The organism is Stenotrophomonas sp. Steno-Z1, from assembly GCF_056393175.1.
On record NZ_JBWJPB010000009.1, the window covers coordinates 60,506 to 85,680 of the forward strand.

The 25,175-nt window shown below is 68.7% G+C and carries 20 protein-coding genes; 3 read left to right on the forward strand and 17 right to left on the reverse strand.

Annotated features, from left to right (window positions below):
- Positions 1 to 138: 138 nt before the first annotated feature.
- On the forward strand, positions 139 to 1,194 hold the full coding sequence (locus AC06FD_RS18080) for an oxidoreductase (RefSeq protein ID WP_478078543.1): 1,056 nt from the start codon (positions 139 to 141) through the stop codon (positions 1,192 to 1,194).
- A gap of 66 nt (positions 1,195 to 1,260) precedes the next feature.
- On the opposite strand, the gene gnd is transcribed toward AC06FD_RS18080, so the two are convergent.
- The 7 genes from gnd to AC06FD_RS18115 all read right to left on the reverse strand — a co-directional run bounded on the left by gnd (position 1,261) and on the right by AC06FD_RS18115 (position 9,044).
- Positions 1,261 to 2,166 carry a phosphogluconate dehydrogenase (NAD(+)-dependent, decarboxylating) gene (gene gnd, locus AC06FD_RS18085; protein WP_259207785.1) on the reverse strand — a complete coding sequence of 302 codons (906 nt, stop codon included), beginning with the start codon at positions 2,164 to 2,166 and terminating at the stop codon, positions 1,261 to 1,263.
- Between the two features lie 18 nt (positions 2,167 to 2,184).
- Positions 2,185 to 3,408 (reverse strand): hypothetical protein, encoded by a 1,224-nt coding sequence (locus AC06FD_RS18090; RefSeq protein ID WP_478078572.1) that lies wholly within the window; start codon positions 3,406 to 3,408, stop codon positions 2,185 to 2,187.
- Positions 3,409 to 3,478: 70 nt separating this feature from the next.
- Positions 3,479 to 4,168: a DUF2242 domain-containing protein gene (locus AC06FD_RS18095; RefSeq protein WP_478078544.1), complete on the reverse strand. Its 690-nt coding sequence runs from the start codon at positions 4,166 to 4,168 to the stop codon at positions 3,479 to 3,481.
- 309 nt (positions 4,169 to 4,477) lie between these two features.
- The gene (locus tag AC06FD_RS18100) at positions 4,478 to 6,655 is read right to left on the reverse strand and encodes a carboxy terminal-processing peptidase (RefSeq protein WP_259207789.1); all 2,178 of its coding nucleotides are present in this window, start codon (positions 6,653 to 6,655) and stop codon (positions 4,478 to 4,480) included.
- Positions 6,656 to 7,035: 380 nt separating this feature from the next.
- Complete coding sequence (gene lipA, locus AC06FD_RS18105) at positions 7,036 to 8,052, reverse strand: lipoyl synthase (protein WP_394164941.1); 1,017 nt, start codon at positions 8,050 to 8,052, stop codon at positions 7,036 to 7,038.
- 18 nt (positions 8,053 to 8,070) lie between these two features.
- Complete coding sequence (lipB, locus tag AC06FD_RS18110; protein ID WP_259207793.1) at positions 8,071 to 8,778, reverse strand: lipoyl(octanoyl) transferase LipB; 708 nt, start codon at positions 8,776 to 8,778, stop codon at positions 8,071 to 8,073.
- Positions 8,766 to 9,044 (reverse strand): DUF493 family protein, encoded by a 279-nt coding sequence (locus tag AC06FD_RS18115; protein WP_259207795.1) that lies wholly within the window; start codon positions 9,042 to 9,044, stop codon positions 8,766 to 8,768. The genes lipB and AC06FD_RS18115 overlap by 13 nt, the downstream gene beginning before the upstream one ends.
- Positions 9,045 to 9,237: 193 nt before the next feature.
- On the opposite strand from AC06FD_RS18115, the gene AC06FD_RS18120 reads away from it, so the two are divergent.
- Entirely contained in the window at positions 9,238 to 10,302 is a 1,065-nt protein-coding gene (locus AC06FD_RS18120) for a lipid A deacylase LpxR family protein (protein ID WP_394164942.1), read from the forward strand.
- Between the two features lie 563 nt (positions 10,303 to 10,865).
- Here the strand turns inward: AC06FD_RS18120 and AC06FD_RS18125 are convergent.
- The 8 genes from AC06FD_RS18125 to AC06FD_RS18160 form a co-directional block, all read right to left on the reverse strand.
- Positions 10,866 to 12,080: a D-alanyl-D-alanine carboxypeptidase family protein gene (locus AC06FD_RS18125; protein WP_259210243.1), complete on the reverse strand. Its 1,215-nt coding sequence runs from the start codon at positions 12,078 to 12,080 to the stop codon at positions 10,866 to 10,868.
- A 75-nt stretch (positions 12,081 to 12,155) separates the two neighbouring features.
- On the reverse strand, positions 12,156 to 13,394 hold the full coding sequence (locus AC06FD_RS18130) for a septal ring lytic transglycosylase RlpA family protein (RefSeq protein ID WP_259210245.1): 1,239 nt from the start codon (positions 13,392 to 13,394) through the stop codon (positions 12,156 to 12,158).
- Complete coding sequence (gene mltB / locus AC06FD_RS18135) at positions 13,391 to 14,536, reverse strand: lytic murein transglycosylase B (protein ID WP_449336382.1); 1,146 nt, start codon at positions 14,534 to 14,536, stop codon at positions 13,391 to 13,393. Before mltB ends, AC06FD_RS18130 begins: the two co-directional genes overlap by 4 nt.
- A 1,516-nt stretch (positions 14,537 to 16,052) precedes the next feature.
- A complete protein-coding gene (gene rodA, locus AC06FD_RS18140) occupies positions 16,053 to 17,165 on the reverse strand; it encodes a rod shape-determining protein RodA (RefSeq protein ID WP_259210249.1) in 1,113 nt (370 codons plus the stop codon).
- On the reverse strand, positions 17,162 to 19,234 hold the full coding sequence (gene mrdA / locus AC06FD_RS18145) for a penicillin-binding protein 2 (protein WP_478078545.1): 2,073 nt from the start codon (positions 19,232 to 19,234) through the stop codon (positions 17,162 to 17,164). Before mrdA ends, rodA begins: the two co-directional genes overlap by 4 nt.
- A 1-nt stretch (position 19,235) precedes the next feature.
- Complete coding sequence (gene mreD / locus AC06FD_RS18150; RefSeq protein ID WP_259210253.1) at positions 19,236 to 19,721, reverse strand: rod shape-determining protein MreD; 486 nt, start codon at positions 19,719 to 19,721, stop codon at positions 19,236 to 19,238.
- A complete protein-coding gene (gene mreC, locus AC06FD_RS18155) occupies positions 19,718 to 20,872 on the reverse strand; it encodes a rod shape-determining protein MreC (RefSeq protein ID WP_478078546.1) in 1,155 nt (384 codons plus the stop codon). Before mreC ends, mreD begins: the two co-directional genes overlap by 4 nt.
- A 129-nt stretch (positions 20,873 to 21,001) precedes the next feature.
- The gene (locus AC06FD_RS18160; protein ID WP_038686189.1) at positions 21,002 to 22,048 is read right to left on the reverse strand and encodes a rod shape-determining protein; all 1,047 of its coding nucleotides are present in this window, start codon (positions 22,046 to 22,048) and stop codon (positions 21,002 to 21,004) included.
- A 284-nt stretch (positions 22,049 to 22,332) separates the two neighbouring features.
- Here AC06FD_RS18160 and AC06FD_RS18165 point away from each other — a divergent pair, with 284 nt between their 5' ends.
- Positions 22,333 to 23,271, forward strand: a complete 939-nt coding sequence (locus AC06FD_RS18165; RefSeq protein ID WP_259210255.1) for a carbohydrate kinase family protein — start codon at positions 22,333 to 22,335, stop codon at positions 23,269 to 23,271.
- Between the two features lie 292 nt (positions 23,272 to 23,563).
- On the opposite strand, the gene AC06FD_RS18170 is transcribed toward AC06FD_RS18165, so the two are convergent.
- On the reverse strand, positions 23,564 to 24,202 hold the full coding sequence (locus AC06FD_RS18170; protein WP_478078573.1) for an HAD family hydrolase: 639 nt from the start codon (positions 24,200 to 24,202) through the stop codon (positions 23,564 to 23,566).
- Positions 24,199 to 24,930, reverse strand: a complete 732-nt coding sequence (locus AC06FD_RS18175) for a hypothetical protein (protein ID WP_478078547.1) — start codon at positions 24,928 to 24,930, stop codon at positions 24,199 to 24,201. The genes AC06FD_RS18170 and AC06FD_RS18175 overlap by 4 nt, the downstream gene beginning before the upstream one ends.
- Positions 24,931 to 25,175 lie beyond the last annotated feature (245 nt).

The following is a 25,175-nucleotide window of genomic DNA, read 5'->3' on the forward strand; positions in this document are numbered from 1 at the left end:
GTCCGGGGAAGCCCGTGTTCGCCACGTGCGCGGAACATAACGCCGCCGTGAACCACTCAGCTTCCTGCACAACCGTTCATGTTCCGCCCTGCGCGCTCAGCCGCTACGCTGGTTGCCCCCGTCTTGATGGAGCTCGCCATGACCACGCCCCTGCAGGTGGGATTGATCGGCTACGGGCTGGCCGGCAGCGTGTTCCATGCGCCGCTGATCCAGCACACCCCCGGCCTGGTGCTGCACAGCATCGTCAGTTCGCAGCGCGACCGGCTGCTGCGCAGCTTCACCGACGTGCGCATCTGCGCCACGCCGCAGCAGCTGTTCGAGGATCCGGCCCTGGACGCGGTGGTGATCGCCACGCCCAACCGCGACCACGCGCCGCTGGCGATCGCAGCGTTGCAGGCCGGCAAGCATGTGCTGGTGGACAAGCCCTTCACCCTGGACGTGGCCGAGGCCGAGGCGGTGGTGCAGGCCGCGCAGGCGGCCGAACGGGTGGTCAGCGTGTTCCAGAACCGCCGCTTCGATGCGGACTTCCTTACCCTGCGCCGCCTGCTCGATGATGGCGTGCTGGGCGAGGTCGCCGAGTGCCACTCGCACTTCGACCGTTATCGCCCGCAGGTACGCGATCGCTGGCGCGAGAGCGATGCCCCTGGTGCCGGCCTGTGGATGGACCTGGGGCCGCACCTGCTCGACCAGATGCTGCAGCTGTTCGGCTGGCCCGAGGCGATCAGCGCCGACCTGGCCGCGCAGCGCGGGGATGCGCGCAGCGATGATTATTTCCACGCGGTGCTGCACTACCCGCGGCATCGCGCGATCGTGCACGCCGGCTCGCTGGTGGCCGCGTCCGGGCCGCGCTTCCGCGTGCACGGCAGCCTCGGCAGCTACCTCAAGGACGGCCGCGATGTGCAGGAAGAGCAGCTGCGCGACGGCGTAGCGCCCGGCGCGCCAGGCTGGGGCCTGGACCCGTTGCATGGCCAGCACGTGGTCGTGGATGCGGAGGACCGCCTGCAGCGCAGCAGCGTGGACAACGTGCCGGGCGACTACCGCCGCCTGTATGCCGCCTTCCGCGATGCCATGCAGGGCGTGGGCGCGCCCACGGTGAGCGCGGTGGAAGCGCTGCAGGTAATGCGCCTGCTGGAGGCCGGGGCCGCCAGCGCGCGTAGCGGGCGACGCATCGAACTGGATGCGCCGCCTGCCTGAGCCGATGGCTCGAGGTTGAAGCGGCCAGGGCGAGCCGGCCACCGGCCGGCGCGCCCTGGGGCGGGCTCAGCGGGTCTTGATCGCGTGGCCGCCAAACTCGTTGCGCATCGCCGCCAGCAGGCGGTCGCTGAAGGAGTTCTTCTCGCGCGAGCGCAGCCGCTCCAGCAGCGACAGGGTGATCACCGGTGCCGGCACGTCCAGGTCGATCGCCTCGGCCACCGTCCAGCGGCCTTCGCCGGAATCTTCCACGTACGGGGCGATGCCATCGAGCTGCGGATTGCGGCCGAGCGCATCGGCGCTGAGGTCCAGCAGCCACGAACGCACCACGCTGCCGTGCTGCCAGGCCTTGGCGACCTGGGCGAGATCGAGGTTGAACGCGGTCTTGTGCTGCATCAGCGCGAAGCCTTCGGCGTAGGCCTGCATCATCCCGTACTCGATGCCGTTGTGGACCATCTTGCAGAAGTGGCCCGCCCCGCTGGGCCCCACGTGCGCCCAGCCGCGATCCTCGCCCGGGGCCAGCGTGCGGAAGATCGCGCCCACCCGCTCCACCGCGGCCGTCTCGCCGCCGATCATCAGGCTGTAGCCTTCCTGCAGGCCCCACACGCCCCCGCTGGTGCCGCAGTCGATGTAGCTCACGTCCTCGCCCTTGACCTGTTCGGCGCGGCGCATCGAATCCTTGTAATACGAGTTGCCGCCATCGATCACCACGTCGCCTTCGGACAGGTGCGGCGACAGCGCGGCAAGGGTCTGGTCGACCACTTCGCCGGCGGGCACCATCAGCCACACCACGCGCGGCACCGGCAGCTGCGCCAGTGCGTCGGCAATCGAGGCACTCACCTCGAAACCGCGGGTGGCGGCGCTGTCACGGGCCGCCTCGCCGGGATCGACGCCGATCACCCGATGGCCGCCGCGATGCAGGCGCTCGGCCATGTTGGCGCCCATCTTTCCCAAGCCGATCATTGCAATATCCATCCATCACCTTCCAGCGTGTCAGTTGTTGTGTTGCGGAGATGCTGCCGGCGGGGAATCGCACTGGCGAAGGCGTGCGTCGATCCAGCGCCGGAACAGCGTGGTATGCAGGTTGTGCAGGCCCAGTTCGAACGCAAACGGCGTGCGCGGGTTGCGGTCGAGCAGGCGTGCGATGTGGTATCCGACAGGACGTATACCGCGAGGATGCACGTAAATCACGAACCCCTGGTAGAACGGATCGTCCAGCAAGGCGTCGAGCTCGGCCAGCAACGGTCGCTGCTCCGGCGGCAGGCCGTTGCGCCAGACCGGGTCGCGCTCCACCAGCAGGCGTTCGAAGCGCCGCGGCCCGGGGCCGGGCATGCGCTGGGCCAGCGCCCAGATGCGCCGGTTGATCGCATCGTAATGGGCGAAACCGCCGTGGGTGCGCAGCGCTTGCGCAGCGGCGTCGCTCACATCGACCACCACGAAGTTCTCGGCCTGGTTGTTGATGTCGTCCAGGTAGCGTTTGTCGAACACGTGTTCGATGAAGCCGGGCGCGCCGACGAAGGCCTGGCGGCCGAGCTGCGCGGTCTTGACCGCCTTGCCGTCGGCAAGGAAGGTGCCCGCGTGGCGACCGAGCAGGATGCTGTCGGTGTCGTGCAGGGTGAGGAAGGTGCCGATCGACACCTCGCCCGGGCTGAACTCGGCATCGAAGGCGGCATCGCCATAGAGTTCGCGCTGGGTCGCCAGCTGCGCCACCTGCCGCCCCACCCCGCATTCGGAGCGCACGCGGCCATCATAGAAGTGCTGCAACGCGGCGCTGTTGGCGCCCGCCGGCTGGTAGCCACGCCCGAAGCTGCGGAAGCGCTGCCAGCCCTGCGCCTGTGCGCCGCGCGCGCCGAACCCGATCCAGCCCAGCTGCAGTGCCGAGAAGCGGTAGCCGGGGTTGTCCTGCAGCTGCGTGGTCGCCCGGCGCGTGGCCTGGCCCAGTTTGAACGTGTAGGCACACAGCGTGGCCGGGTCATCCAGCAGGTCGGTCATGAACGCCGCGCGCTGCGCGGCCGTCCACGCCTGCGGCAGCTGCACGCGCAGGTCGCCGGCACGCTGCGCCTGCTGCAACGTGGCGCGGGTGCAGACCGGGCCACCGTGGATGACCGGCGTACTGACTGGCGCATCGACGAAGCGCCAGCCGAGCGCTTCCAGCAGTCCCTGCGTGCAGGCCGGCACCGGCGCGGCGGCGGCGCTGCCCACGGCGATGCCGAGCAAGGCGGCCAGCACCTGCGGCCAACGGCGCGGCCGACGCGTTACGGTTGCCGAGTGCACCCTGCCCGCCTGCTCAGTGCGCAGGCACCGGGGAATCGGCCGAGGGCGCCGGGCCCGGCTCGGGCACCGCGGCGGGTGCGGCGGTAGCCGGTGACGCGGCCGGGGCCGGCTCGGGCACCGCGGCGGGTGCGGCGTTAGGCGGTGACGCGGCCGGGGCCGGTTCGACCGGCGCGGGGGCCGGCGCGGCCGGCACTACCGGCAGGTACTGCTGCAGGCGATCGAAGAAGCGCCGGTAGAAATCCGCGTCCTGCACGGTGCTGCTGGCCACCTTCACCAGCGAATCATCGTTGCTGCCGAACGGCAGCGACACCGACCCCAACGCGCCCACGCCGACACTGGCCGAGGTGGGGCTTTTCTTCAGCGCGTAACGGTCCTGCACCGCGCTGACGAACACCAGCGCCTGTTCGCCGCGCGGTGCGCAGGAAATGCGCAGCACCAGCTGCTCGTGTTCGTCATCGCGCGGTTGGAAATTCTTGTTGCCTTCCACCGCCGCCGTGTCGGCCCGGGCGATGGCATAGCCCTGGCTGAGCAGCGTGCGGCGTGCCGCCTCGCACGCCTGCGCCGGTGCACCCGGCACGGTGCGCGAATAGGTGTCGCCGGAGTCGAACGACTCGCGGATCAGGGTGCTGTCGGCGGCGCGGCCACCGCAGGCGCTGAGGGAGACGGCCAGCAGGCCCGCCGGGATTGCTTGGGACAGGCGCATGGGCGCTCCTGCAAGGACAGACTTCGCCCAGCTTAGCCCCGTCGGCGTATGCGCCGGGTTTAAACGGCGAAGGGCCGGCGCACTGGCCGGCCCCTCGTTGGTCTGGTGTTCACCGAAACCGCCTCCTCCGCCCCGGGAAGAGGTAGAGCCGAGCCATGCTCGGCTGCTTTGGCTTTGCCTTGCTTTACTTGCCTTGCCTTGCCTTGCCTTGGTCTTGGCCTTGGCTTGGCAAGACTTGCCTATCCATCCATGGCGCGGTCGGTGAGCCAAGCCGAGCATGGCTCGGCTCTACCCCCCTTCAACGCCCGGTCAGTCGGCCCAGCGACCGGCACCGGTCGACTGCGGCAGCACCTGCGCCGACAGCGGACGGTCCTTCTCCAGCAGGTTCACCGCATCGGCCAGGATCGCGGCCGACTCGCGCAGCAACGGGTCCGGACGCTTTTCGGCGGCCTTTTCGCGGGCAGTATCCTTGACGATGTCACGCTCGTTGCCGGTCAGGCCATCGTCGTTGCTGTCATCGGCCAGCGGGTCCAGGTCCAGGCCAAGCTGCTTGCGGATCGCCTGGCGATCGGTGCGCTGCTTGTCCTGCTTTTCACGCTCGGCGCGACGCTCGGTCTCGTTGAGCGAAATGTACTTCTTGGCCTTCTCGGCGCGGAACTGCTCGACGTCCTCGTTCCACCACTGGAACTCCCTGTCGGCGGCGATGCGCGCGGTGTGGCGGCCTTCCAGCTTGGGCAGCAGCGGGCCGAAGTTGCCGTACTGGGTGTGCGGCACGGCGGCGATGCGGGTCCACGGCAACGCGTTGTCGTAGGTGCTCTCGCCATATTCGCTGGCGTCCACGCTGGCCGGGAAGGCCAGGTCGGGCACCACGCCCTTGTGCTGGGTGCTGCTGCCGCTGACGCGGAAGAACTGCGCGATGGTCAGCTTGACCTGCCCGTAGCGCTGGGTCTCCCCGCTCGGCCACCGGTCCAGGTCCACGATGTTCTGCACGGTACCCTTGCCGAAGGTGGTTTCACCGATCACCAGGCCACGGCCGTAGTCCTGGATGGCACCGGCGAAGATCTCCGACGCCGATGCCGAACCGCGGTTGATCAGCACCGCCAACGGGCCGTCCCACGCCACCGCTTCGCTGCGATCGCTGTTGACGGTGACCCGCCCACCGGACTCGCGCACCTGCACCACCGGCCCCTGTTCAATGAACAGGCCGGTCAGCTCGATCGCTTCGTCCAGCGAACCACCGCCGTTGTTGCGCAGGTCCAGCACCACGCCGTCCAGCTTGTCGGCCTTGAACCCGGCCAGCAGCTTGGCCACGTCGCGGGTGGCCGAGGCGTAGTCGGCCGCGTTGCGGCGACGGCCTTCGAAGTCCTGGTAGAAGGTGGGCAGCTTGATCACGCCGACCTTGCGTGCCGGCTCCCCATCCTTGGCCGGGATGCTCAGGGTTTCGCCCTTGGCGGCCTGTTCGGCCAGGCGCACCTTCTGCCGGGTCAGCACCAGCATGTGGTGCTTGCCATCCACGCCCTCTTCGGCCGGGATGAATTCCAGTCGCACCTGGGTATCGGCCTTGCCGCGGATCTTGGCCACCACGTCATCGATGCGCCAGCCGATCACATCCTCCACCGGCCCGGACTTGCCCTGGCCAACGCCGACGATGCGGTCGCCCGCCTTGAGGGTGCCGTTGACCGCGACCGGGCCGCCGGCGATGACCTCGCGGATCACCACCATGTCGTCCTGGCGCTGCAACTGCGCGCCGATGCCTTCCAGCGACAGCGACATGGCCTGGTTGAAGTTCTCGGCGGTGCGCGGGGTGAAGTAATCGGTGTGCGGATCGACCGCGCTGGTGTACGAATTGAGGAAGAACTGGAAGACGTCTTCGCCCTTCAACTCATTGACCGACTTTTCCAGCGTCGCGTAGCGCTTGTCCAGCGTCTTGCGGATCTCCGCCGGCTGCTTGCCCGCCAGCTTCAGACGCAGCCAGTCGTTCTTGACCGACTTGCGCCACAGATCGTCCAGCTCGGCGCTGCTGGCCGCCCACGGCACGTCCTTGCGGTCGTACTCGAACTTCTCGTCGCTGCTGAAATCGAAATCCTGCTTGAGCAGCTTGCGCGCATACCCGATGCGCTCGCCCACGCGCTGCTTGTACACCGCAAACACCTGGAACGCCGGCTCCAGCTCGCCGCCGCGGATGGCGGTGGCAATGTTGGCCTCGAACGGGGCGAAGCGGGTGATGTCGGCCTGGGTGAAGAACTGCTTGCTGCCGTCCAGCGCTTCCAGATAGCGCTTGAACACGTCCTTGGAGGTCGCCGCGTCAAGGGCGCGCGGCCGGTAGGCATAGCGGCTGTCCGACAGCAGTCCGTAGACCAGCTTGGACGTGGTCACCTGGTCGGCCGTCGCCGCCGACGGCAGGGCCGGCGAATCGGCGTAGGCGGCCAGCGCCAGCGGCGCGGTGAGCGCCAGGGCCATCAGGAATGCGGGGGCTTTGAATTTCATCAACTTGCTCATGGCACCTTGCCAAGGGGGAGACTGCGTGCGGATCAGACCACACGACAGTGCCGAAAGTTGCGGGGTTTGTCATCCATCCCCGCGCAACGTGGATTTCCAGCCTAAACCGGGGTCTGTAGCAAATTGTGAATGTGCGCGCAGCGCGGCCACGCCGGGGCGCCAGCGACCGGGGGTCGATGGAAACCGGCGGAACGTGGGGGCAGCATGGAGAAGGCGATCCGGTACCGACCTTCATCGGTACCTGCCGCGATGAGTGCACAGGCGGCGCCCCGGCGTCGCTGGGGGCGCCGGCCGGCGCGGTGCATGCGGCGATGGTGGGAGCGCCTGCGGTTTGCGCGGCAAACCGTGGGACGCGTAAGCACGATCGCTTACGCGACCGCGACCCCCGCGCCCTTGGCCTGCACGTCGGCGTGGTAGGACGAGCGCACCATCGGGCCAGAGGCCACGTGGCTGAAGCCCAGCTCGTAGCCGTAGACCTCCAGCGCCTTGTAGTCCTCGGGCGTCCAGTAGCGCAGCACCGGGTGGTGGTGCGGCGTCGGCTGCAGGTACTGGCCGATCGTGATCATGTCCACGTCATGCGCCCGCAGGTCGCGCATGGTGGCCCGGACCTGGTCCAGGTCCTCGCCCAGCCCGAGCATGATGCCGGACTTGGTGGCGATGGTCGGGTGCTGCGCCTTGAAGTTCTTCAGCAGCGTCAACGACCACTGGTAGTCCGCGCCCGGCCGCACGTTGCGGTACAGGTCCGGCACGGTCTCGATGTTGTGGTTGAACACGTCCGGCGGGTTGGTCGCCAGGATGTCCAGCGCGCGCTCCATCCGGCCCTTGCCGCGGAAGTCCGGGGTGAGCACCTCGATGCGGGTGCCCGGCGACTTCTCGCGGATGGCCCCGATGCAGTCGGCGAAGTGCTGTGCACCGCCGTCGCGCAGGTCGTCGCGGTCCACGCTGGTCACCACCACGTACTTCAGGCCCATGTCGGCCACGGTCTGGGCCAGGCTGGCCGGTTCATTGGCGTCCGGCGGCTTGGGTCGGCCGTGGGCCACGTCGCAGAACGAGCAGCGCCGGGTGCAGACCTCGCCCAGGATCATGAACGTGGCGGTGCCGTGGCTGAAGCACTCGTGGATATTGGGGCAGCTGGCCTCTTCGCAGACGGTGACCAGGCGGTTCTCGCGCAGCTTGGCCTTCAGCGTCTGCACCGCGTTGCCGGAGGGAATCCGGACCCGGATCCAGGACGGCTTGCGCAGCACCGGCGCGTCGGCGAACTGCACCGGCGAGCGGCCGATCTTGTCACCGCCCAGCTGTTTGACCCCGGTCTGCAGCGGCGCGGCGGACGGCGTGTCGCCCTGCACGATCTGCAGGGGAATGATGCGAGCGGTGGTTTCAGTCATGGCCTTGGTCGACGGCGTTCACGCCGCCTCTGTCAGATCGGGCAATTCGGTGGTCGGCTGGAGGTCCAGGCCGAACTGGCGGGCCAGATGGCCCAACAGCACCGGCTTGGCGGCCGCCATGCCGGACGGTCCCCCCAAGTCTACCACCGAGGTCACCTGCAGCCCTTGGTAGCCGCAGGGGTTGATGCGGTGGAACGGTTCCAGGTCCATGGCCACGTTGAAGGCCAGGCCGTGGAAGGTGCAGCCGCGGCGGACCCGGATGCCCAGCGCGGCCACCTTGGCCCCGCCCACGTACACCCCGGGCGCCCCGTCCAGCCGTTCAGCGCCGATATTCCATTCGTCCAGCGTGTCGATGATCGCCTGCTCGATCCGGCACACGTAATCGCGCACCCCGATCCCCAGCCGGCGCAGCTGCAGCAACGGGTAGACCACGATCTGGCCGGGCCCGTGGTAGGTCACCTGGCCGCCGCGGTCCACGTGCAGCACCGGAATATCTCCCGGGGCTAGGACGTGCTCGTCCTTGCCGGCCTGGCCGAGGGTGAACACCGGATCGTGTTCGACCACCCACAGCTCGTCGGCGCTGGCGTCGGTGCGCGCGTCGGTGAAACGCTGCATCGCATGCCAGACCGGGGCATAGGCCTGCCGGCCGAGATCGCGCACGATCGCCGGCTGCGGTGCCCGCGCGCCGGGCTGGGGGGCGGTATCGCAGGCGCCTACAGCGTCCACTTCACTTCCGGGTGCTCGCGCAGCGCGGCGTGCGCGGCGTCGTACTGTTCGCGGTTGTCGGCCTTGAACACCAGCCGCACCGACACATACTTGCCGTTGGACGAGTGTTTCCAGCTGACCCGTTCGGTCAGTACTTCGACGCCGGCCTGCTCGAGCAGGCGCGGCAATTCGCGTTCAAGCTCCTGGCCGGCCGCGCCCATGGCGCTGAGTTCGAACTGGCCGGGGAACTGGAAGCCGTGGTCGGGGTTGTCAGACTTGATCTCCATGACCGCGATTATGGGGACGCCGGCGACCGAACCCAAGCCTTGCATGATCGTGCCCATAGCGGCGCCTAACGCTACGTGAAAATCGGTCTTCACCAACAAAACGCACCAGTGCGTGCGCGGGTCTGTTCACTGCATCACGCGCTCACTACGCTGCTTCGGCATAAAAACAGAACAAATCCTGAGCGGGAATTCCATGTCGTTGAAGCCCTATGCGTTGTCGGCCGCACTCGCCGGCGCCCTGGCGCTCGTCGCCCCCGCGGTCCAGGCCGCCAACCAGTGCGGGCCCGACGCGATGCGCGAGCACCCGCCGCAGGTCAATTTCCGGGTGGACAACGACCTGTTCGGCGGCGCCGACCAGGACCAGGGCTACACCAATGGCGCCCAGATCACCTTCGTCTCGCCCAACCTGGTGGACTACACTGACGACCCCTGCCTGCCGCGGCTGGCGCGCTGGGTCAACCGGCACCTGGAACGGCTGCACCCGGGCGAGTTCGAACAGCAGAACATGATCTTCAGCGTGGCCCAGGGGATCTTCACCCCCACCGATTTCACCCGCAAGGACCTGATCGAGGACGACCGCCCCTATGCGGGAGTGCTGATCGGCAGCTTCGGCTACAACGCGCGGCGCGGCGACCGGCTGCAGACCACGCAGCTGGCGCTGGGCGTGGTGGGGCCGTGGGCGCTGGGCAAGGAAGTGCAGGATGCGGTGCACGATGCGCTGGGCGACGAGAAATTCCAGGGCTGGGACAACCAGCTGCACAACGAGCCGGTGTTCATGCTCACCCACGAGCGCATGCGCCGCTGGCCGGCCGACGCCAGCGAGAACGCCGGCGGCTGGGGCTGGGATGCGATCAGCCACTACGGCGGTGCGGTGGGCAACCTGGCCACCCACCTCAATGCCGGTGGTGAAGTGCGTTTCGGCTGGAAGCTGCCGGACGATTTCGGCAGCACCCCGCTGCGTCCGGCCGGCGAGAACACCGCGCCCACCCGCGGCGGCCGCCCGGCCGGCTGGTCCTGGCACCTGTTCGCCACCACCGACGCGGCCTGGGTGATCCGCGACATCACCCTGGATGGCAATACCTTCCGCAACAGCCACAGCGTGGACAAACGCCACGTGGTGGGCCAGGCCGGCTACGGCGTGGCGGTGATGCGCGGCCGCTGGAAGTTCGCGCTGGCCCGCTACCACAGCACGCGCGAGTTCGACGGCCAGAAGGAAGCGCCGATCTTCGGCAGCTTCACCATCAGCCGGTCGCTGTAAGGCCGAGGCGGGCGTGCGTCAGACGCCGCAGGATGACGGCTGGCGAGGCAGGTAGTGCCGGCCGCTGGCTGGCTCCTCATCATCCCGGAAGCAGGTGCGGGGAGCCGGCGCGGTCGTCGGTGGATCGGGCGCTGGGCGCCCATGCCCTTGGAGGCGAAATAAAGGAGGAGGGGGCGGCCGCAGGCCGACGCCGGGGGACATTCGCCGGAAAGGGCATAGGCGCCCAGCGCCCGATCCACCGACAGCCAGAAGCCTCGCTTCCACCTGCTTACCGCAAGCCGAGCCGCGTCGCGGGCCGGTAGGCTCCCGGGCAAAATAAGGGAGGAGGTCGCCAGGCCGGGGGACACTACCCTGGGTCTACCGGCCGCGCGGGGGCCCTGACGCTGGCGACAAGCCCCACTGAAAAAGTGCCCCGATCCCCAAGCCGCCCGGACCATCCGATCACACGCGTACAGCCGTACGCCCTCTGCAACAGCCCCTGAAAAAAAACGCCCCTCCATCGGGGAAAAGAACCCAAAAAAAGACCGGCTTTCGCCGGTCTTTTTTGATTCAGTGGCGCCGGATCACTCCGATTCCCACCACATCCAGAAGCTGTCCCACAGACGCTTGAAGAAGCCGGCCTCTTCCACCGCGGCCACCGCCACCAGCGGCGCCTCGGCGACGGTCTTGCCGTCCAGGGTCACCTTCAGCGTGCCGATCTGCTGGCCCGCGGTGAACGGCGCCTCCAGCGTCTTGGGCACGTCGATGGTCGGCTTCAGGTCGTTGTAGCGGCCGCGCGGCACGCTCACCAGCAGCGGCTGGGCCACGCCCAGCTGCACCGTGTCGGCCTTGCCCTTCCACACCTTGTGCTCGGCCACGGCCTTGCCCGGCTCATACATGCGGTGGGTTTCGAAGAAGCGGAAGCCCCAGTTGAGCAGCGCCAGGCTGTCATCGGCGCGCTGCTTCTCCGAGCTGCCGCCCAGCACCACCGCGATCAGGCGCTGGTCGCCGCGCTGCGCCGAACTCATCAGGCAGTACCCGGCTTCGGACGTGTGGCCGGTCTTGATGCCGTCCACGCTGCCATCGCGCCACAACAGCAGGTTGCGGTTGGGCTGCTTGATGCTGCCCACCGTGAATTCCTTCACCTTGTTGTAGGCGTAGGTTTCCGGGTAGTCGCGCACCATCGCCCGGCCCAGCAGCGCCAGGTCGTAGGCGGTGCTGTGATGGCCCGGCGCGGTCAGGCCGTGCGCGTTGACGAAGTGCGAGTTCTTCATGCCGATCTTGGCGGCATAGCTGTTCATCAGCGAGGCGAAGGCTTCTTCGCTGCCGGCCACGTGCTCGGCCAGGGCGATCGCGGCATCGTTGCCGGACTGGATCGCCATGCCCTTTTCCATGTCTTCCAGGCGCGCGGTCTGGTTGACCGGGAAGCCGCTGTAGCTGCCATCGGTACCGGCGCCACCTTCGCGCCAGGCGCGCTCGCTCATCATCACCTGGTCGTCGGGACGGACCTTGCCGTTCTTGACCTCGGCGGCGACCACATAGGAGGTCATCACCTTGGTGATGCTGGCCGGGGCCAGCTGTTCATGCTCGTTTTCGCCTGCCAGGACCTGGCCGGTGGCGTAGTCCATGAGGACCCACGCCTTGGAAACGCTGGGCTTGGGCGCTGGCGGGGTGGCGACGGTGGCCGGGGCGGCGGCAGGCGCGGGCACCGGCTGCGGGGCCGGCTGCGGGGTCTGGGCGGAGACCATGCCCACGAACAGGGTCGTGGCCATGGCAGCAGCGGCAAAGCGGAATTTCATCGGACAGCAAGCTCCAGGGAGGGCGCCAAGGGTGGAGAGGTTGGGTATGGGCATTGTAGGCCCATGCGACGGCGGTCAGTCTTTCACGATCTGCGGCGAGCCAAAGCCCAGACCGGCGATGCGGCCGGCAAGTTCCGAGGCACTGGCGTGGTCGGCCGCCGGCACGCGCAGGCGCCACAGCGTGCGGCCGCCGCTGACGATGTCGCTGATGCTGGCCCCGACGATGCCGGCCGACGACAGCTGGCCGAGCGCACGGGTGGCGTTGTCGCGGCTGGCGAAGCTGGCCACCTGCAGGAACACGCTGCCCACCTGCTGGGACAGGCTTGCGGGTGCGGTTGCCGGCACGGGTGTCGGGCGGGCTACCGGGCGCGGCGGCACGACGGCAGCCACCAGCGGCGCGGCCGGCAGCGCACTGACGGTCACCGGCGCATCGTCGATCTGTGCGGCCTGGGTCGCGGCCGGGCGGCCACTGGCCACCGTGGCGCCCGTGTAGGCCGGGGCCGTGGTGGCCGGCAGCCGGCCGACCAGCTTGTCCATGTCGCTGGGCGAGCGCGTCGGCGCGGCGGCCGCCACGCTTGCGGCGGCACGACGCTCACGACGCGAGGGCTTGTCGGCCAGCAGGTTGTCTTCGCCCGGGGTCAGCGCGCGCACTTCGACGTTGCCGGTGCCGCGCTGGGTGATGCCCAGGCGGACCGCGGCGGCATAACTGAGGTCGACCACCCGGCCATCGTGGAACGGGCCACGGTCGTTGACGCGCACGATCACCGACTCGCCGTTGTCCAGGTTGGTGACCCGCGCAAAGCTCGGCAGCGGCAGGGTCTTGTGCGCCGCGGTGAAGGCGTACATGTCGTACACCTCGCGGTTGGAGGTCAGGCGACCATGGAACTTGGCCCCGTAATACGAGGCGGTGCCCTTCTCGGCATAGCCGCTGGTCTTGTCCAGCACCTGGTATTGCTTGCCCAGCACCACGTACGGCGACTTGTTGCCCACCGGTGAACGCGGCAGATCCACCACCTCCGGCTCGGGGATGCAGGCCACGTTGGGGATATAGGTGGGGGTGCTGTCGTTGACCCCCGGCTTGTACAGCCCACCGGCACGGTAGTCGCCGCGGGTGCTGGGGTCTTCGGTGGCGGCCTTGTACGGCGACCCTTCCGGGCAATGCGACGGGCGCCCGCCCTTGCCCTGCACCACCGTCCCGCTGCCGGGCTTGGCGCTGCCGGCGCTGGCCGGTTTCTTCGGCGCGCTGCTGCAGGCGGCGAGCGCCAGGATCAACAGACCGGGGACCAGCCATCTGCAACGTGCGCGTGCGTTCATGCCGGCGGCAGCTCCTGACCGGCGATGGCCTCGGACAACTGGTACACGGCCATCGCGTACATCTTGGAAAGGTTGTAACGGGTGATCGCGTAGTAATTCTGGAAGCCCAGCCAGTACTGCTTGCCGGTGCTGCCTTCGAGCGTGATCGGGGTGGCGGTCAGGCCCGCGGGCACCGCCACGCTGGGCTGGTAGCCGCGCTGGGCCAGATCGGACAGGGTCCAGGTCGGCGCCCATTCGGTGGGATCGAACGCCTCGCGCCCGGCAGCCAGCGTGGCCGGCACGGCGACCGGACCGCCGCGCACCCAGCCGCCCTTCTTGACGAAGTAATTGGCGATCGAGGAGAACACGTCGTCATAGCTGTTGAACAGGTCGCGACGGCCGTCGCCGTTGCCGTCCACCGCGAAATCCAGGTAGCTGGACGGCATGAACTGGCCCATGCCCATCGCGCCGGCGTAACTGCCCTTGATCGCGAGGATGTCCAGCTTCTCGTCGCGGGTCAGGGCGAACAGGCGCGCCAGTTCATCGCGGAAGTAAAGCTCGCGGCGCACTTCGCGTTCGAGCTTGGCCGGGTCGCCGCTGCGCGGGTAGTTGAAGGCCAGCGTGTACAACGCATCCAGCACGCGGTAGCTGCCGGCGTTGCGGCCGTAGCTGGTCTCCACGCCGATGATCGCCACGATCACCTCGGCCGGCACGCCGGTGCGCTGCTGCACGCGGGCGAGTTCGGCGCGGTGCTCGGCGAGGAACTTGCGGCCGCCATCGATCCGCGCCTGGCTGATGAACATCGGCCGGTATTCGTTCCACGGCTTGACCCGCTCGGCCGGCCGCGACATCGCCGCGATGATCGGATCGCGCACCTGCGCCTGGGCCAGCGTGGCCTCGATCTGCGCGGCGGGGATGCCGTAGCGTTGGGCGGTGTCGCGCACGAAATTGGCGCGGGCCACCGCGAACGGCACCGGGGTCAGGTCCACCGGCGTGGCGTTGGCCGCGGCGGCTTCCGGCGCGGCCTCGGCCGGCCCCTTGCTCGCATTGACCGGCTTGTTGGGCGCACCCGAGGCCTGCGGCGTCGGGGATGGAGAGGGCGGCTGGGTCGCGCAAGCGACCAAACCGAGCGTGAGCATGCAGGCCAGAGTGCGTCGAATCATCGCGGCAGGTTAGCAGGTCAAGGATGAATTAAAACCCCTAACACCATGAATCACAACGAATTGCCCGCGGAAAGGGACAATCGTTAACACCGCGTCTAGATTGATTGCAGTCACATTCCCTATTCAGTGGAGGATGGCGTAGGCGTGCCCGAACGCACCGGCGCCCATGGCCAGCGTCGAAGCGACGGCCAGGTAGATGGACGCTGATAGTGCCAAGGGTGGAGAACGTGCGGGAAGCGCAGCGACAGATGCGGGACGCAGGGCCCGGTGTATTGCCTGGATCGCTGACGCCGAGGGCGAAAGAGGTTCCGCCGGTTGCGTCCCCATCCCCATGGACGCAACCGGCCAAAACCGACCAGGTCGGTACCGGCGCGGCGCGCAACTCCCCAGCGCGCGCCTCGCCCCTGATACCCGTCAGGTCAACTGCTCCCCGCCAAGCTCCCCATGTGCGTCGCTTGGCTCGACACACCTCTGCTGGCGGGCCGCCATTGTGCCGGCCGTTTACGACAAGTCCATTGATCCGAATCAACTCACGTCATATTTGTGCGCCGCATCCCACTTTGCCGTCACTTTGTTGACGACACCTGCACCAAACCCGCCAAAAGCTGACGCGATCAGCCTGTTCATGCGCGAATCTGTCGCCCCGTAGAGCCACCCCATGGGTGGCGGCGAGGGATGCCCACCATCTCGTCCAGCCACCCCATGGGTGGCTGGACGCGGTGCCGGATCGAAGCGCGCGGTGCCGGATCGAAGAGCAGCCACGCATGGCGTGGCTCTACGGGTTGCCGATCTCGTAGAGCCACCCCACGGGTGGCTGCACGCGGTGCCCGATCGAAGCGCGCGGTGCCGGATCGCGGTGCCGAATCGAAGAGCAGCCACGCATGGCGTGGCTCTACGAGTTGCCGATCTCGTAGAGCCACCCCATGGGTGGCTGCACGCGATGCCCGATCAAAGCGCGCGGTGCCGGATCGCGGTGCCGAATCGAAGAGCAGCCACGCATGGCGTGGCTCTACGGGTTGCCGATCTCGTAGAGCCACCCCATGGGTGGCTGGACGCGGTGCCGGATCGAAGCGCGCGGTGCCGGATCGCGGTGCCGGATCGAAGAGCAGCCACGCACGGCGTGGCTCTACGGGTGATGCCGATCTCGTAGAGCCACCCCATGGGTGGCTGCACGCGATGCCCGATCGAAGCGCGCGGTGCCGGATCGAAGCCCGCGCGGTGCCGGGCCGAAGAGCAGCCACGCATGGCGTGGCTCTACGGGTTGCCGATCTCGTAGAGCCACCCCATGGGTGGCTGGACGCGGTGCCGGATCGAAGCGCGCGGTGCCGGATCGAAGCCCGCGCGGTGCCGGGCCGAAGAGCAGCCACGCATGGCGTGGCTCTACGGGTTGCCGGTCTCGTAGAGCCACCCCATGGGTGGCTGCGCGCGATGCCCGATCGAAGCGCGCGGTGCCAGATCGAAGCCCACGCGATGCCAAACCGACGCCCCCCCACGCATGGCGTGGCGCTACGGGACTTCAGCCGTAGCCGCCGTGCACCGGCTGGTGCTTGCGCGCGGCCATCACCAGGCCGAACCCGGCCAGCAACGATACCGCCGAGGTGCCGCCGTAGCTGATCAGCGGCATCGGCACGCCCACCACCGGCAGCAGGCCGGAAATCATGCCGCCGTTGACCAGCACGTATACAAAGAACGCCAGGCCGGTGGCGCCGGCCAGCAGCCGCGAATACGAATCGCGCGACTGCGAGGCGATCCACAGGCAGCGCCCGATCACCACCAGGTACAAGGCCAGCACGGTCGCCACGCCGATCCAGCCGAACTCCTCGCTGAGCACCGAGAACGCAAAGTCGGTGGTCTGCTCGGGAATGAAGTTCAGGTGCGACTGCGAGCCCTGGCCCCAGCCCTTGCCATCGAACCCGCCCGAGCCGATCGCGATCTTGGACTGGATGATGTTCCAGCCGGCGCCCAGCGCATCCATCTCCGGATCCAGGAACATCATGATGCGGTCCTTCTGGTAGGGCCGCAGCAGCCAGAACCACGCCACCGGCGCCGCCGCCGCCACGCCGCCGACCGCCACGCCCACCCACCACCACGGCAGGCCGGCCAGCAACAGCACGAACGCGCCGCTGGCCGCGATCAGCACACCGGTGCCGAAGTCCGGCTGCAGCATCACCAGCCCGGTCGGCACGCCGATGATCACCGCGCTGACCATCACCGTGGAGAAGCGCGGCGGCAGCGGCATGCGGTGCAGGTACCAGGCCACCATCATCGGCAGGCTCACCTTGAGCAGCTCGGCCGGCTGCAGGTAGAACAGCTTCAGGTCCAGCCACTGCCGCCCGTACTTGCCGGTGCCCAGCACGAACACCGCCAGCAGCGGGATCATCGAGATCGCATAGATCAGCGGGGTCGCCGAGCGGATGCGCAGGATCGAGGCGCGCGAAATCGCCCACATCGCGCCCAGCCCGACCACGAAGCGCGCGCCCTGCGCGAACACCAGGCCATCGCCGCCGGCGCTCTTGAGCACCGCCAGCCCGATCAGCATCAACGCGCCCAGGGCCAGGCACAGCACCCAGTCCAGCGAGCGGCTGAAGCGCACGACCATGTCGGTCGCCCAGCGCAGGAACACGTTCATCGGGCACGCTCCGGCGCGCCGGGCGCGGTCGGCGCCGGGGCGGCGGCAGGCAACGGCGCGCCCGGCAGCGGTGCCGGGGCCGGTGCAGGCGGCACGCCGACCACGATCGGCAGCGTCTCCAGCGCGGCGGCGGCCGCGTCGCCGGCGGCGCGCGCGTTGCTGTCGCTGCCGTCGAAGGCGGTGATCCCGATCGCGGTGGTGCCGCGCTCGCTGTCCAGCGGCTCCAGCCCTTCCGGCATCTTGCCCAGCAGCCACGCATCGAACAGCTTGCGCGCGATCGGCGCGGCGGCCGAACCGCCGTAGCCACCGCCTTCCACCGCGATCGCCACCGCGATCACCGGGTTCTCGGCCGGGGCGAAGCCGACGAACAGCGAACGGTGGCGCAGGTGCATGGGCAGGCTCTTCGGGTTCACCGCGGCGGTACCGCGGCGGCTGATCACCTGCGCCGTACCGGTCTTGCCGGCAATGGTGTACGGCGCGCCGGCGGCGGCGCGCGCGCCACTGCCACCCGGTCGCATCGTGCCCATCATGCCCTCGCGCACGGCCTGCAGGTTGCTGGCGCTGGGGCTGACCGGCTTGCTGTCGCCGACCGGCATCGCGGTCCAGTCGGCATCGAAACCGGCGCGCTGCTGCATCACCAGGTGCGGCGTGCGCAGCTGGCCGTTGCCGATCCCCGAGACGCCATGCACCAGCTGCAACGGCGTGACCTTCCAGTCGCCCTGGCCGATGCTCACGTTGACCGTGTCGCCCGGGTACCAGCGCTCCTTGCGGGTCTTGTACTTGTGCTGCGGCGAGGGCAGGATGCCGCCGATCTCGCCGGTCAGGTCGATCCCGGTCGGCTCGCCGAAGCCGTAATAGCCCATGTAGTGGTCGAAGCGGTCGATGCCCATGTCCAGGGCCAGCTTGTAGTAGTACGTGTTCACCGACTGGGTGATCGACTTGCGCAGGTCGGTCCAGCCGTGGCCGCCACGGTTGGCATCGCCCCAGCCGCGCGAAGTGCCCGGCAGGTAGAACATGCCGGTGGAGAGGATCTTGTCTTCCGGCTTGCGGGTGCCGCTGTCCAGGCCGGCCAGGCCGATCAACGGCTTGATGGTCGAGCCCGGCGCCACCCCGCCCAGCACCAGCCGGTTGAACTGCGGGCGCGAGGGGTTGCTGTTGAGCGCCTGGAAATCGGCGTGCGAGATGCCGTTCACGAACAGGTTCGGGTCGTAGGACGGCAGGCTGACCATGGCCAGGATCTCGCCGGTGCGGGGGTCCATCGCCACCGCCGCACCCTCGAACTCGCCGAACGCGGCCACCATCGCCCGCTGCAGATCGGCGTCGATGGACAGCCGCAGGTCGCTGCCGGACTGCGCCGCGACCCGGCCGATGGTGCGGATCGCGCGGCCCTGTACGTTGGTCTCGACCTGCTCGTAGCCCACTTTGCCGCGCAGCTGCTGCTCGTAGAAGCGCTCCAGCCCGGACTTGCCGATATGGGTCAGCGCCGCGTTGCCCTCGCCGAGGATCTCCAGGTCCTTGTCATCCACCCGGCCGACGTAGCCGATGATGTGCGCGAACAGGTCGCCGTAGGGATAGCGACGGGTCAGGTACGGCTCCAGTTCCACGCCCGGATAGCGCCAGCGGTCGACCGCGAAGCGGGCCATTTCCTCATCGCTGACGCGCAGCTTGAGCGTGACCGGCAGGAACTTGCGGCGGGCCTTGCGCGACTTGTTGAAGGTCTCGATGTCCTCCGGGCTGAGGTCGAGGATCCTGGCCAGCCCGGCCAGGGTGGCGTCCATGTCCTTGACCTTGTCGGGGGTGATGTCCAACCGGAACGCAGGCACGTTCTCGGCCAGCAGCCGCCCGTTGCGGTCGTAGATCATCCCGCGCCCGGGCACCACCGGCCGCGGCTTGATGCGGTTGGCTTCGGAGCGGGTGGCGTAGATGTCGTGGTCGAGCACCTGCAGCTTGAAGTACCAGCCGCCCAGGCCAAGCAGGCAGACCAGCACGCCCAGGAAGCCCAGCGCGGCACGGCGCCGGAACTGCTCGGCTTCGGCGTGGGGATTTTTGGCCTGGCGGCGCATGTACATGTCAGCGCCCGCGACGCCCGAAGCGGACGGCGTCGAGCAGCACGAACAACAGCGGCCACAGGGCCATGCCCAGCAGCGGCGCCCACCAGTACGACCACGGCAGGGTCGGCTCGCCGACCACGATATGCACCACCGCACTGACGATGCGGTCGTTGAACAGCAACCCGCCGATGGCCAGCATCTGCTGGGACATCGGGAAGAAACGGATGCGCGCGCGGAAGCGCTGCAGGATGAAGGTCAGCATGACCAGGCGCAGCGCCTGTTCGCCGAGCACCCCGCCATACAACAGGTCGGCCACCACGCCGCTGGCGAAGGCGATGCCCAGCCCGACCCGGTCCGGCGCTTCGATCACCCAATAGGCCAGCACCAGCGCCAGCCAGTACGGGCGCAGCGGCTGCAGCAGCGCCGGCAGCGGCAGCAACCCCAGCAGCAGCGCCAGCACCACGCTGACCGGCAGCACCCACGGTTTGTCGCGCAGGCGGCTCATTCGCGGTTCTCCACGGATTCGGCCGGCCGAGCGTGGTTCGGCACGACCGGAGAGGTCGCTGCGGCAGAGCCCCCGTGTTGTTGAAGGGGGCGCGCCGACGACGCGGGGTCTACGGAGGACGCGCGGGCCGGTTGCGCCGCAGGTGCGGTCGGCTCCAGCGGGCGCGCAGAAGGCGTCGGGTTGGCGGGAGATGCCCCGCCGGCAGCCGGATTCGCCGCAGACGGATCGGGCTGAGGCGGTTCGTGCGCCGCAGGCAACGGCGCTGCCGGCCCACCGGCCTCATCCTGCAGACGCAGGTTGGGCGGAATCCGGATCGCCGCGCCGGGGCGCAGCAGGAGCACGTCGCGGCCACGGTCCAGCTGCGCGGCCGGTTTCAGTTCGCCGACCAGGAAGGCGTGGCTGTCGTCGGGGCGCAGCGCGGTGATCTTGCCGACCGGGAAGCCGGCCGGGAACCGCCCGCCCAGGCCGGAGGTGACGATCTCATCGCCCACCTCCACGCCGGCGCTGAGCGGGATGTCGCGCAGCTCCAGGGTGTCGCCACGGCCATAGACGATCAGCCGCACGCCGTTGCGTGCCACCGTGACCGGCACCGCGTGGTCGGGGTCGGTGAGCAGCAGTACGGTGGCGTTGCTGCCGGTGGTGGCGATCACCTGCCCCATCAGCCCACCCGAGTCGATCACCGCCTGGCCGATGTGCACGCCATCGCGGCTGCCGGCGGCCAGCACCAGGCGCTGCCGGACCGGGTCCAGGTCGATGTCCAGGATCGGCGCCAGCTGGACGTCCAGGCCGCTGCGCTCGGCCACGTTGAGCAGTTCACGCAGCTGCGCGTTGTCCAGCGCCGCGGTCTGCAGGCGGGTCAGGCGGGCATTGGCGATCAGCAGCTGGTTGCGCAGTTCGCGGTTTTCATCGACCAGTTGGCCGTGGCTGGCCGCGTTGTCCTTGACCTGGGTGCCGAGCTTGCCGGGCAAGCCGGCCAGCGCCCACACCGGCTGCACCAGCACGTTGGCCTGGGCGCGCAGGCGCGACAGCCAGCCGGCCTGGTCGTCGAGCACGATCAGGGTGATGGCCAGGGCCAGGTAGGCGAGCAGCCGCAGCGGACTGGCGGCATCGCCCTGGCGGGAGGCTACGGGAGGACCGGCGTAGGGCGGCACGACTGGCTTCGACTGGAGGCAAACAGGAGGGGGATGCGACAACGCCCCGGCGCTGCGATGCCCGGCGTGCCAGGCACGCAGCGGGCATCACGCCGCAGGGGCGTGTCCATGGAGCAAGACGGGTGCCGCTTACTCCGGCGCAAAGAACTCGTTGCCGTGCATGTCCACCAGCTCCAGCGCACGACCGCCACCGCGGGCCACGCAGGTCAGCGGGTCGTCGGCCACCTGCACGTGCAGGCCGGTCTCTTCGGAGATCAGGCGGTCCAGGTCGCGCAGCAGGGCGCCACCGCCGGTGAGCACGATGCCGCGCTCGGCGACGTCGGCGCACAGTTCCGGCGGGGTCTGTTCCAGCGCCAGCTTGACCGCGCTGACGATGCCCGAGAGCGGCTCGTGCAGCGCTTCCAGCACCTCGTTGGAGTTGATCTTGATCATCTTCGGCACGCCCTCGGCGAGGTTGCGGCCGGAGATTTCCATCTCGATCACTTCCGCCTGCGGGTAGGCGCAGCCCAGTTCCACCTTGATGCGCTCGGCGGTGGCTTCACCGATCAGCATGCCGTGGTTGCGGCGCACGTAGTTGGTGATCGACTCGTCGAAGCGGTCGCCGCCGATGCGCACCGAGGCCGAGTAGACGATGCCGTTCAGCGAGATCACCGCCACTTCGGTGGTGCCGCCGCCGATGTCGATGACCATCGAGCCACGCGCCTCGGTCACCGGCATGCCGGCGCCGATCGCGGCGGCCATGGGTTCTTCGATCAGGAACACGTCACGCGCACCGGCCTCTTCGGCCGATTCCTTGATGGCGCGGCGCTCGACCTGGGTCGAGCCGGCCGGCACGCAGACCAGCACGCGCGGGCTCGGACGCAGGAAGCGCGACTTGTGCACCTTCTTGATGAAGTGCTTGAGCATCGCCTCGGTGTAGGTGAAATCGGCGATGACGCCGTCCTTCATCGGGCGGATGGTGGTGATATGGCCCGGGGTACGGCCCAGCATCTGCTTGGCTTCGGCGCCGACGGCAGCCACGGAACGGGTACCACCGATGGCGCGATCCTGGCGCACGGCCACCACGGACGGCTCGTTCAGCACGATTCCCTGCCCGCGCACATAGATGAGGGTGTTGGCCGTGCCCAGGTCGATGGACAGGTCATTGGAGAACATGCCGCGCAGTTTCTTGAACATCTGGGAGTTGATCCTGGGGGTGTCGCGCCCAACGCGGGATGGCGAAAAAATGGGCAGAATTCGAGGGCGACAAGCCTAGCAATCCCCCTGTGTGCGAGCAAGGACAAATCTGGTGCAACGCAAGCCTTCACGGCCATTCAGCCGATTTTTCATCTCGCCCGAGGGCCCCGGTTCTGGCCCAAAGCCGCCTCACCCGTTAACCTTTGCGCCGCAGGGCGCCTCACGGCGCCGTTTCGTTGCCCGCCCGGCGGGCCTCAAACTCCTTTCCGCATAGGCCTTAATCGATGTCCGCTTTGATCTGTGGTTCTCTTGCCTTCGACACCATCATGGTGTTCCCGGACCAGTTCAAGAATCACATCCTGCCGGACAAGGTGCACATCCTGAACGTGTCCTTCCTGGTGCCGCGGATGCGTCGTGAATTCGGGGGTTGCGCAGGCAACATCGCCTACAACCTGCACCTGCTGGGTGGCGATCCGATCCCGATGGGCACGGTGGGGTCGGACTTCGGGCCCTACCGCGAGTACTTCCAGGGCCTGGGCATCGACCTGACCCGGGTCAAGGTGATCGACGAGCTGTTCACCCCGCAGGCGTTCATCACCACCGACCACGACAACAACCAGATCACCGCCTTCCACCCGGGCGCGATGATGCGGTCCTACGAAAACCACGTGAAGGACGTGCCGGGCGTGACCCTGGGCCTGGTCGGCCCGGACGGGCGCGAGGGCATGATCCAGAACTCGCAGGAGTTCTTCGACGCGGGCGTGCCGTTCATCTTCGACCCGGGCCAGGCCATGCCGCTGTTCAACGGCCCGGAGCTGCGCACCTTCATCGAGCAGGCCGACTACGTGGTGGTCAACGACTACGAGTCCAACCTGCTGCAGGAGCGCACCGGCTGGGACGAAAAGGCGATCGTGAGCCGGGTCAAGGCCTACATCACCACCCGCGGCCCGAAGGGCGCGGTCATCCACACCCCGGAAAAGACCTACGACATCCCGCCGGCGCACGAACGCCGCGTGGTCGACCCGACCGGCTGCGGCGATGCGTTCCGCGCCGGGCTGATCTACGGCATCGAGAAGGGCTACGACTGGCTGACCATCGGCCGCATGGGCAACCTGATGGGCGCGCTGAAGGTCGAGCACCCGGGCACGCAGAACCAGCGGTTCACCTTCGATGAGTTCAACGAGCAGTTCAAGCAGCAGTTCGGTTACGCCCTGACGGCGTAACCGCACTGCCCGCGCATTCCGGCTGAACCCCGCGCCGTTGGCGCGCCCCCTTGGACACCAAGGGGGCTCTTCACCCAGACGGTGGATCGGGGACGTTTCAGCGCAGCGCCGGGCCATGCCCGGCGGCTTGCAGGTCCGTCGCCGCGGCACCGTGAATCGTTCCGTCCCCGGCGGTAGGCGTTGCAGATCACCGCTTCCGTCACCTCGATCACGGATGACGGCGGACGATCGGCATTCCGATCCTGCCGACGTCGCCGAGCCGGCATAGCGCCTGCCCCGCCGGGGGCCGCGATCAGGCCGAAGGGCCCTTCCCTGCCCACTCCGCCAGCACGGCGCCGCAGTCGGCGCGATGCCAGCACGCCAGGCCCGACCACGGGTTGTCCGGGGCGTTGACGAGCAGCGTGCGGGTGCCGGCGGCGCGGCCGCATTCCAGGTCGAACCGGTGGTCGCCGACCATCACGAGCTGCTGTGGGTGCGCCTGCCAGCGCCCCACGAAGTACTGCAGCCCGGCCGGCGACGGCTTGGGCGTGGTCTCGTCGCGGCCGACGATGTCACCGGCGCCGAACGCGTCAGCCAACCCGATGGCCTGCAGCGTCACCTGCGCCAGTTCGCGCGCGTTGCGGGTGAGGATGCCCAGCCGGCAGCCGGCACTGTGCAGCGCGCGCACCAGCGCCACCGCGCCAGGGGCTGCGCGTGCGCCCTCGGCGAGCTCGCGCTCATGGGCAAGCAGCCACGCGTGCTTGGCGTCGGCCTCGTCGGCCGGCAGCGCGGCCAGATGGGCGAGGATGTCCTCCCCCGACGGAATCGCCAGCGCGCGCTTGATCTGCTCGAAATCGTGCACCGCGACGGTCAGCGTGCCGTCCATGTCGAACACCCAGTGACGCATCGCCGACAACGGCGGTGCCGGCGACGCCAGCGCGGTGCCGGTCATTGCCACCACGTCGGCATGCGGTGGGTATCCACGCCACCGGTCTCGAACACCGCGGTACGCGTGCCACCGGCCTTGACCGGGAACTCGATGCTGATCACCTTGGCCTTGCGCGCCAGCGTCCACAGCGCCTTCTGGTCGGTGATGAACATCGCGATGGCTTCGTCGGTCTTGGGCCGCCACGCGGCCATCGCGATCGGCTTGCCGCCATCCACGCTCACCTGCACCTTGCACTGCGGGCAGCGGAAGTCGCCGGCCTGCAGCACCAGGTAGGCATGCCGCTTCCACTCGGGGTGGTCGCGGAACACCAGCTGCACCGGCTTGGCGCCGCTGCCATCCACGTCCACGCGTTCCTTGCTGTAGATCTGCGCCGAGACCTGGCTGCCCTTGCTGCCCACCGGGATCTGGTTGTACTGCCACAGCCCCTGCATGCGGCGCAGGTCGCGCGCCGCGTCGCCCTTGGCCTGGACCTCGGCGAAGCCCGGTTCGATGCGGGCGGCCGCGTCGGTGTCCTTGTACTGGTCCAGCAGGGCGCCGCCGTGGATGCGCGCACGCTCCCAGTCCTGCGACGCCACGGCCATGTCGTACTGCTTGGCCACGCCCTCGGCCTTTTCTTCCTGCTGCGCCTTGGCGGCCGCAGCGGCGGCTTCCTGCGCCTTGCGCGCTTCCTCGGGGTTGCTGCAGGCGGCCAGCGCGAACGCGCAGGCGGCGGCCAGGATCAGTCGTTTCATTGCGTACTCCGTGATTGGCAAGGCGCCCGATGGCGTCACCCAACTACTGTATCGTCTGAGGCGGCGAAGAGCAGCCGGGCATGGCCCGGCTCTACCCAATTGCATTGTGTCCCGACGCGTAGCCGGGCATGGGCCGGCTCTACCCACTTGCATGGTGTCCCGACGCGCAGCCGGGCATGGCCCGGCTCTACCCAATTGCTTGATGTCCCGAGGCGCAGCCGGGCATGCCATCGGTGCGCGGCGCA

Excerpts from the sequence above, each read along its gene's own strand:
- AC06FD_RS18080 (WP_478078543.1), top strand. The coding sequence starts at position 139 with ATGACCACGCCCCTGCAGGTGGGATTGATCGGCTACGGGCTGGCCGGC.
- gnd (WP_259207785.1), bottom strand. The coding sequence starts at position 2,166 with ATGGATATTGCAATGATCGGCTTGGGAAAGATGGGCGCCAACATGGCC.
- AC06FD_RS18095 (WP_478078544.1), bottom strand. The coding sequence starts at position 4,168 with ATGCGCCTGTCCCAAGCAATCCCGGCGGGCCTGCTGGCCGTCTCCCTC.
- AC06FD_RS18100 (WP_259207789.1), bottom strand. The coding sequence starts at position 6,655 with ATGAAATTCAAAGCCCCCGCATTCCTGATGGCCCTGGCGCTCACCGCG.
- lipA (WP_394164941.1), bottom strand. The coding sequence starts at position 8,052 with ATGACTGAAACCACCGCTCGCATCATTCCCCTGCAGATCGTGCAGGGC.
- AC06FD_RS18115 (WP_259207795.1), bottom strand. The coding sequence starts at position 9,044 with ATGGAGATCAAGTCTGACAACCCCGACCACGGCTTCCAGTTCCCCGGC.
- AC06FD_RS18120 (WP_394164942.1), top strand. The coding sequence starts at position 9,238 with ATGTCGTTGAAGCCCTATGCGTTGTCGGCCGCACTCGCCGGCGCCCTG.
- AC06FD_RS18125 (WP_259210243.1), bottom strand. The coding sequence starts at position 12,080 with ATGAAATTCCGCTTTGCCGCTGCTGCCATGGCCACGACCCTGTTCGTG.
- AC06FD_RS18130 (WP_259210245.1), bottom strand. The coding sequence starts at position 13,394 with ATGAACGCACGCGCACGTTGCAGATGGCTGGTCCCCGGTCTGTTGATC.
- mltB (WP_449336382.1), bottom strand. The coding sequence starts at position 14,536 with ATGATTCGACGCACTCTGGCCTGCATGCTCACGCTCGGTTTGGTCGCT.
- rodA (WP_259210249.1), bottom strand. The coding sequence starts at position 17,165 with ATGAACGTGTTCCTGCGCTGGGCGACCGACATGGTCGTGCGCTTCAGC.
- mrdA (WP_478078545.1), bottom strand. The coding sequence starts at position 19,234 with ATGTACATGCGCCGCCAGGCCAAAAATCCCCACGCCGAAGCCGAGCAG.
- mreD (WP_259210253.1), bottom strand. The coding sequence starts at position 19,721 with ATGAGCCGCCTGCGCGACAAACCGTGGGTGCTGCCGGTCAGCGTGGTG.
- AC06FD_RS18160 (WP_038686189.1), bottom strand. The coding sequence starts at position 22,048 with ATGTTCAAGAAACTGCGCGGCATGTTCTCCAATGACCTGTCCATCGAC.
- AC06FD_RS18165 (WP_259210255.1), top strand. The coding sequence starts at position 22,333 with ATGTCCGCTTTGATCTGTGGTTCTCTTGCCTTCGACACCATCATGGTG.
- AC06FD_RS18170 (WP_478078573.1), bottom strand. The coding sequence starts at position 24,202 with ATGACCGGCACCGCGCTGGCGTCGCCGGCACCGCCGTTGTCGGCGATG.
- AC06FD_RS18175 (WP_478078547.1), bottom strand. The coding sequence starts at position 24,930 with ATGAAACGACTGATCCTGGCCGCCGCCTGCGCGTTCGCGCTGGCCGCC.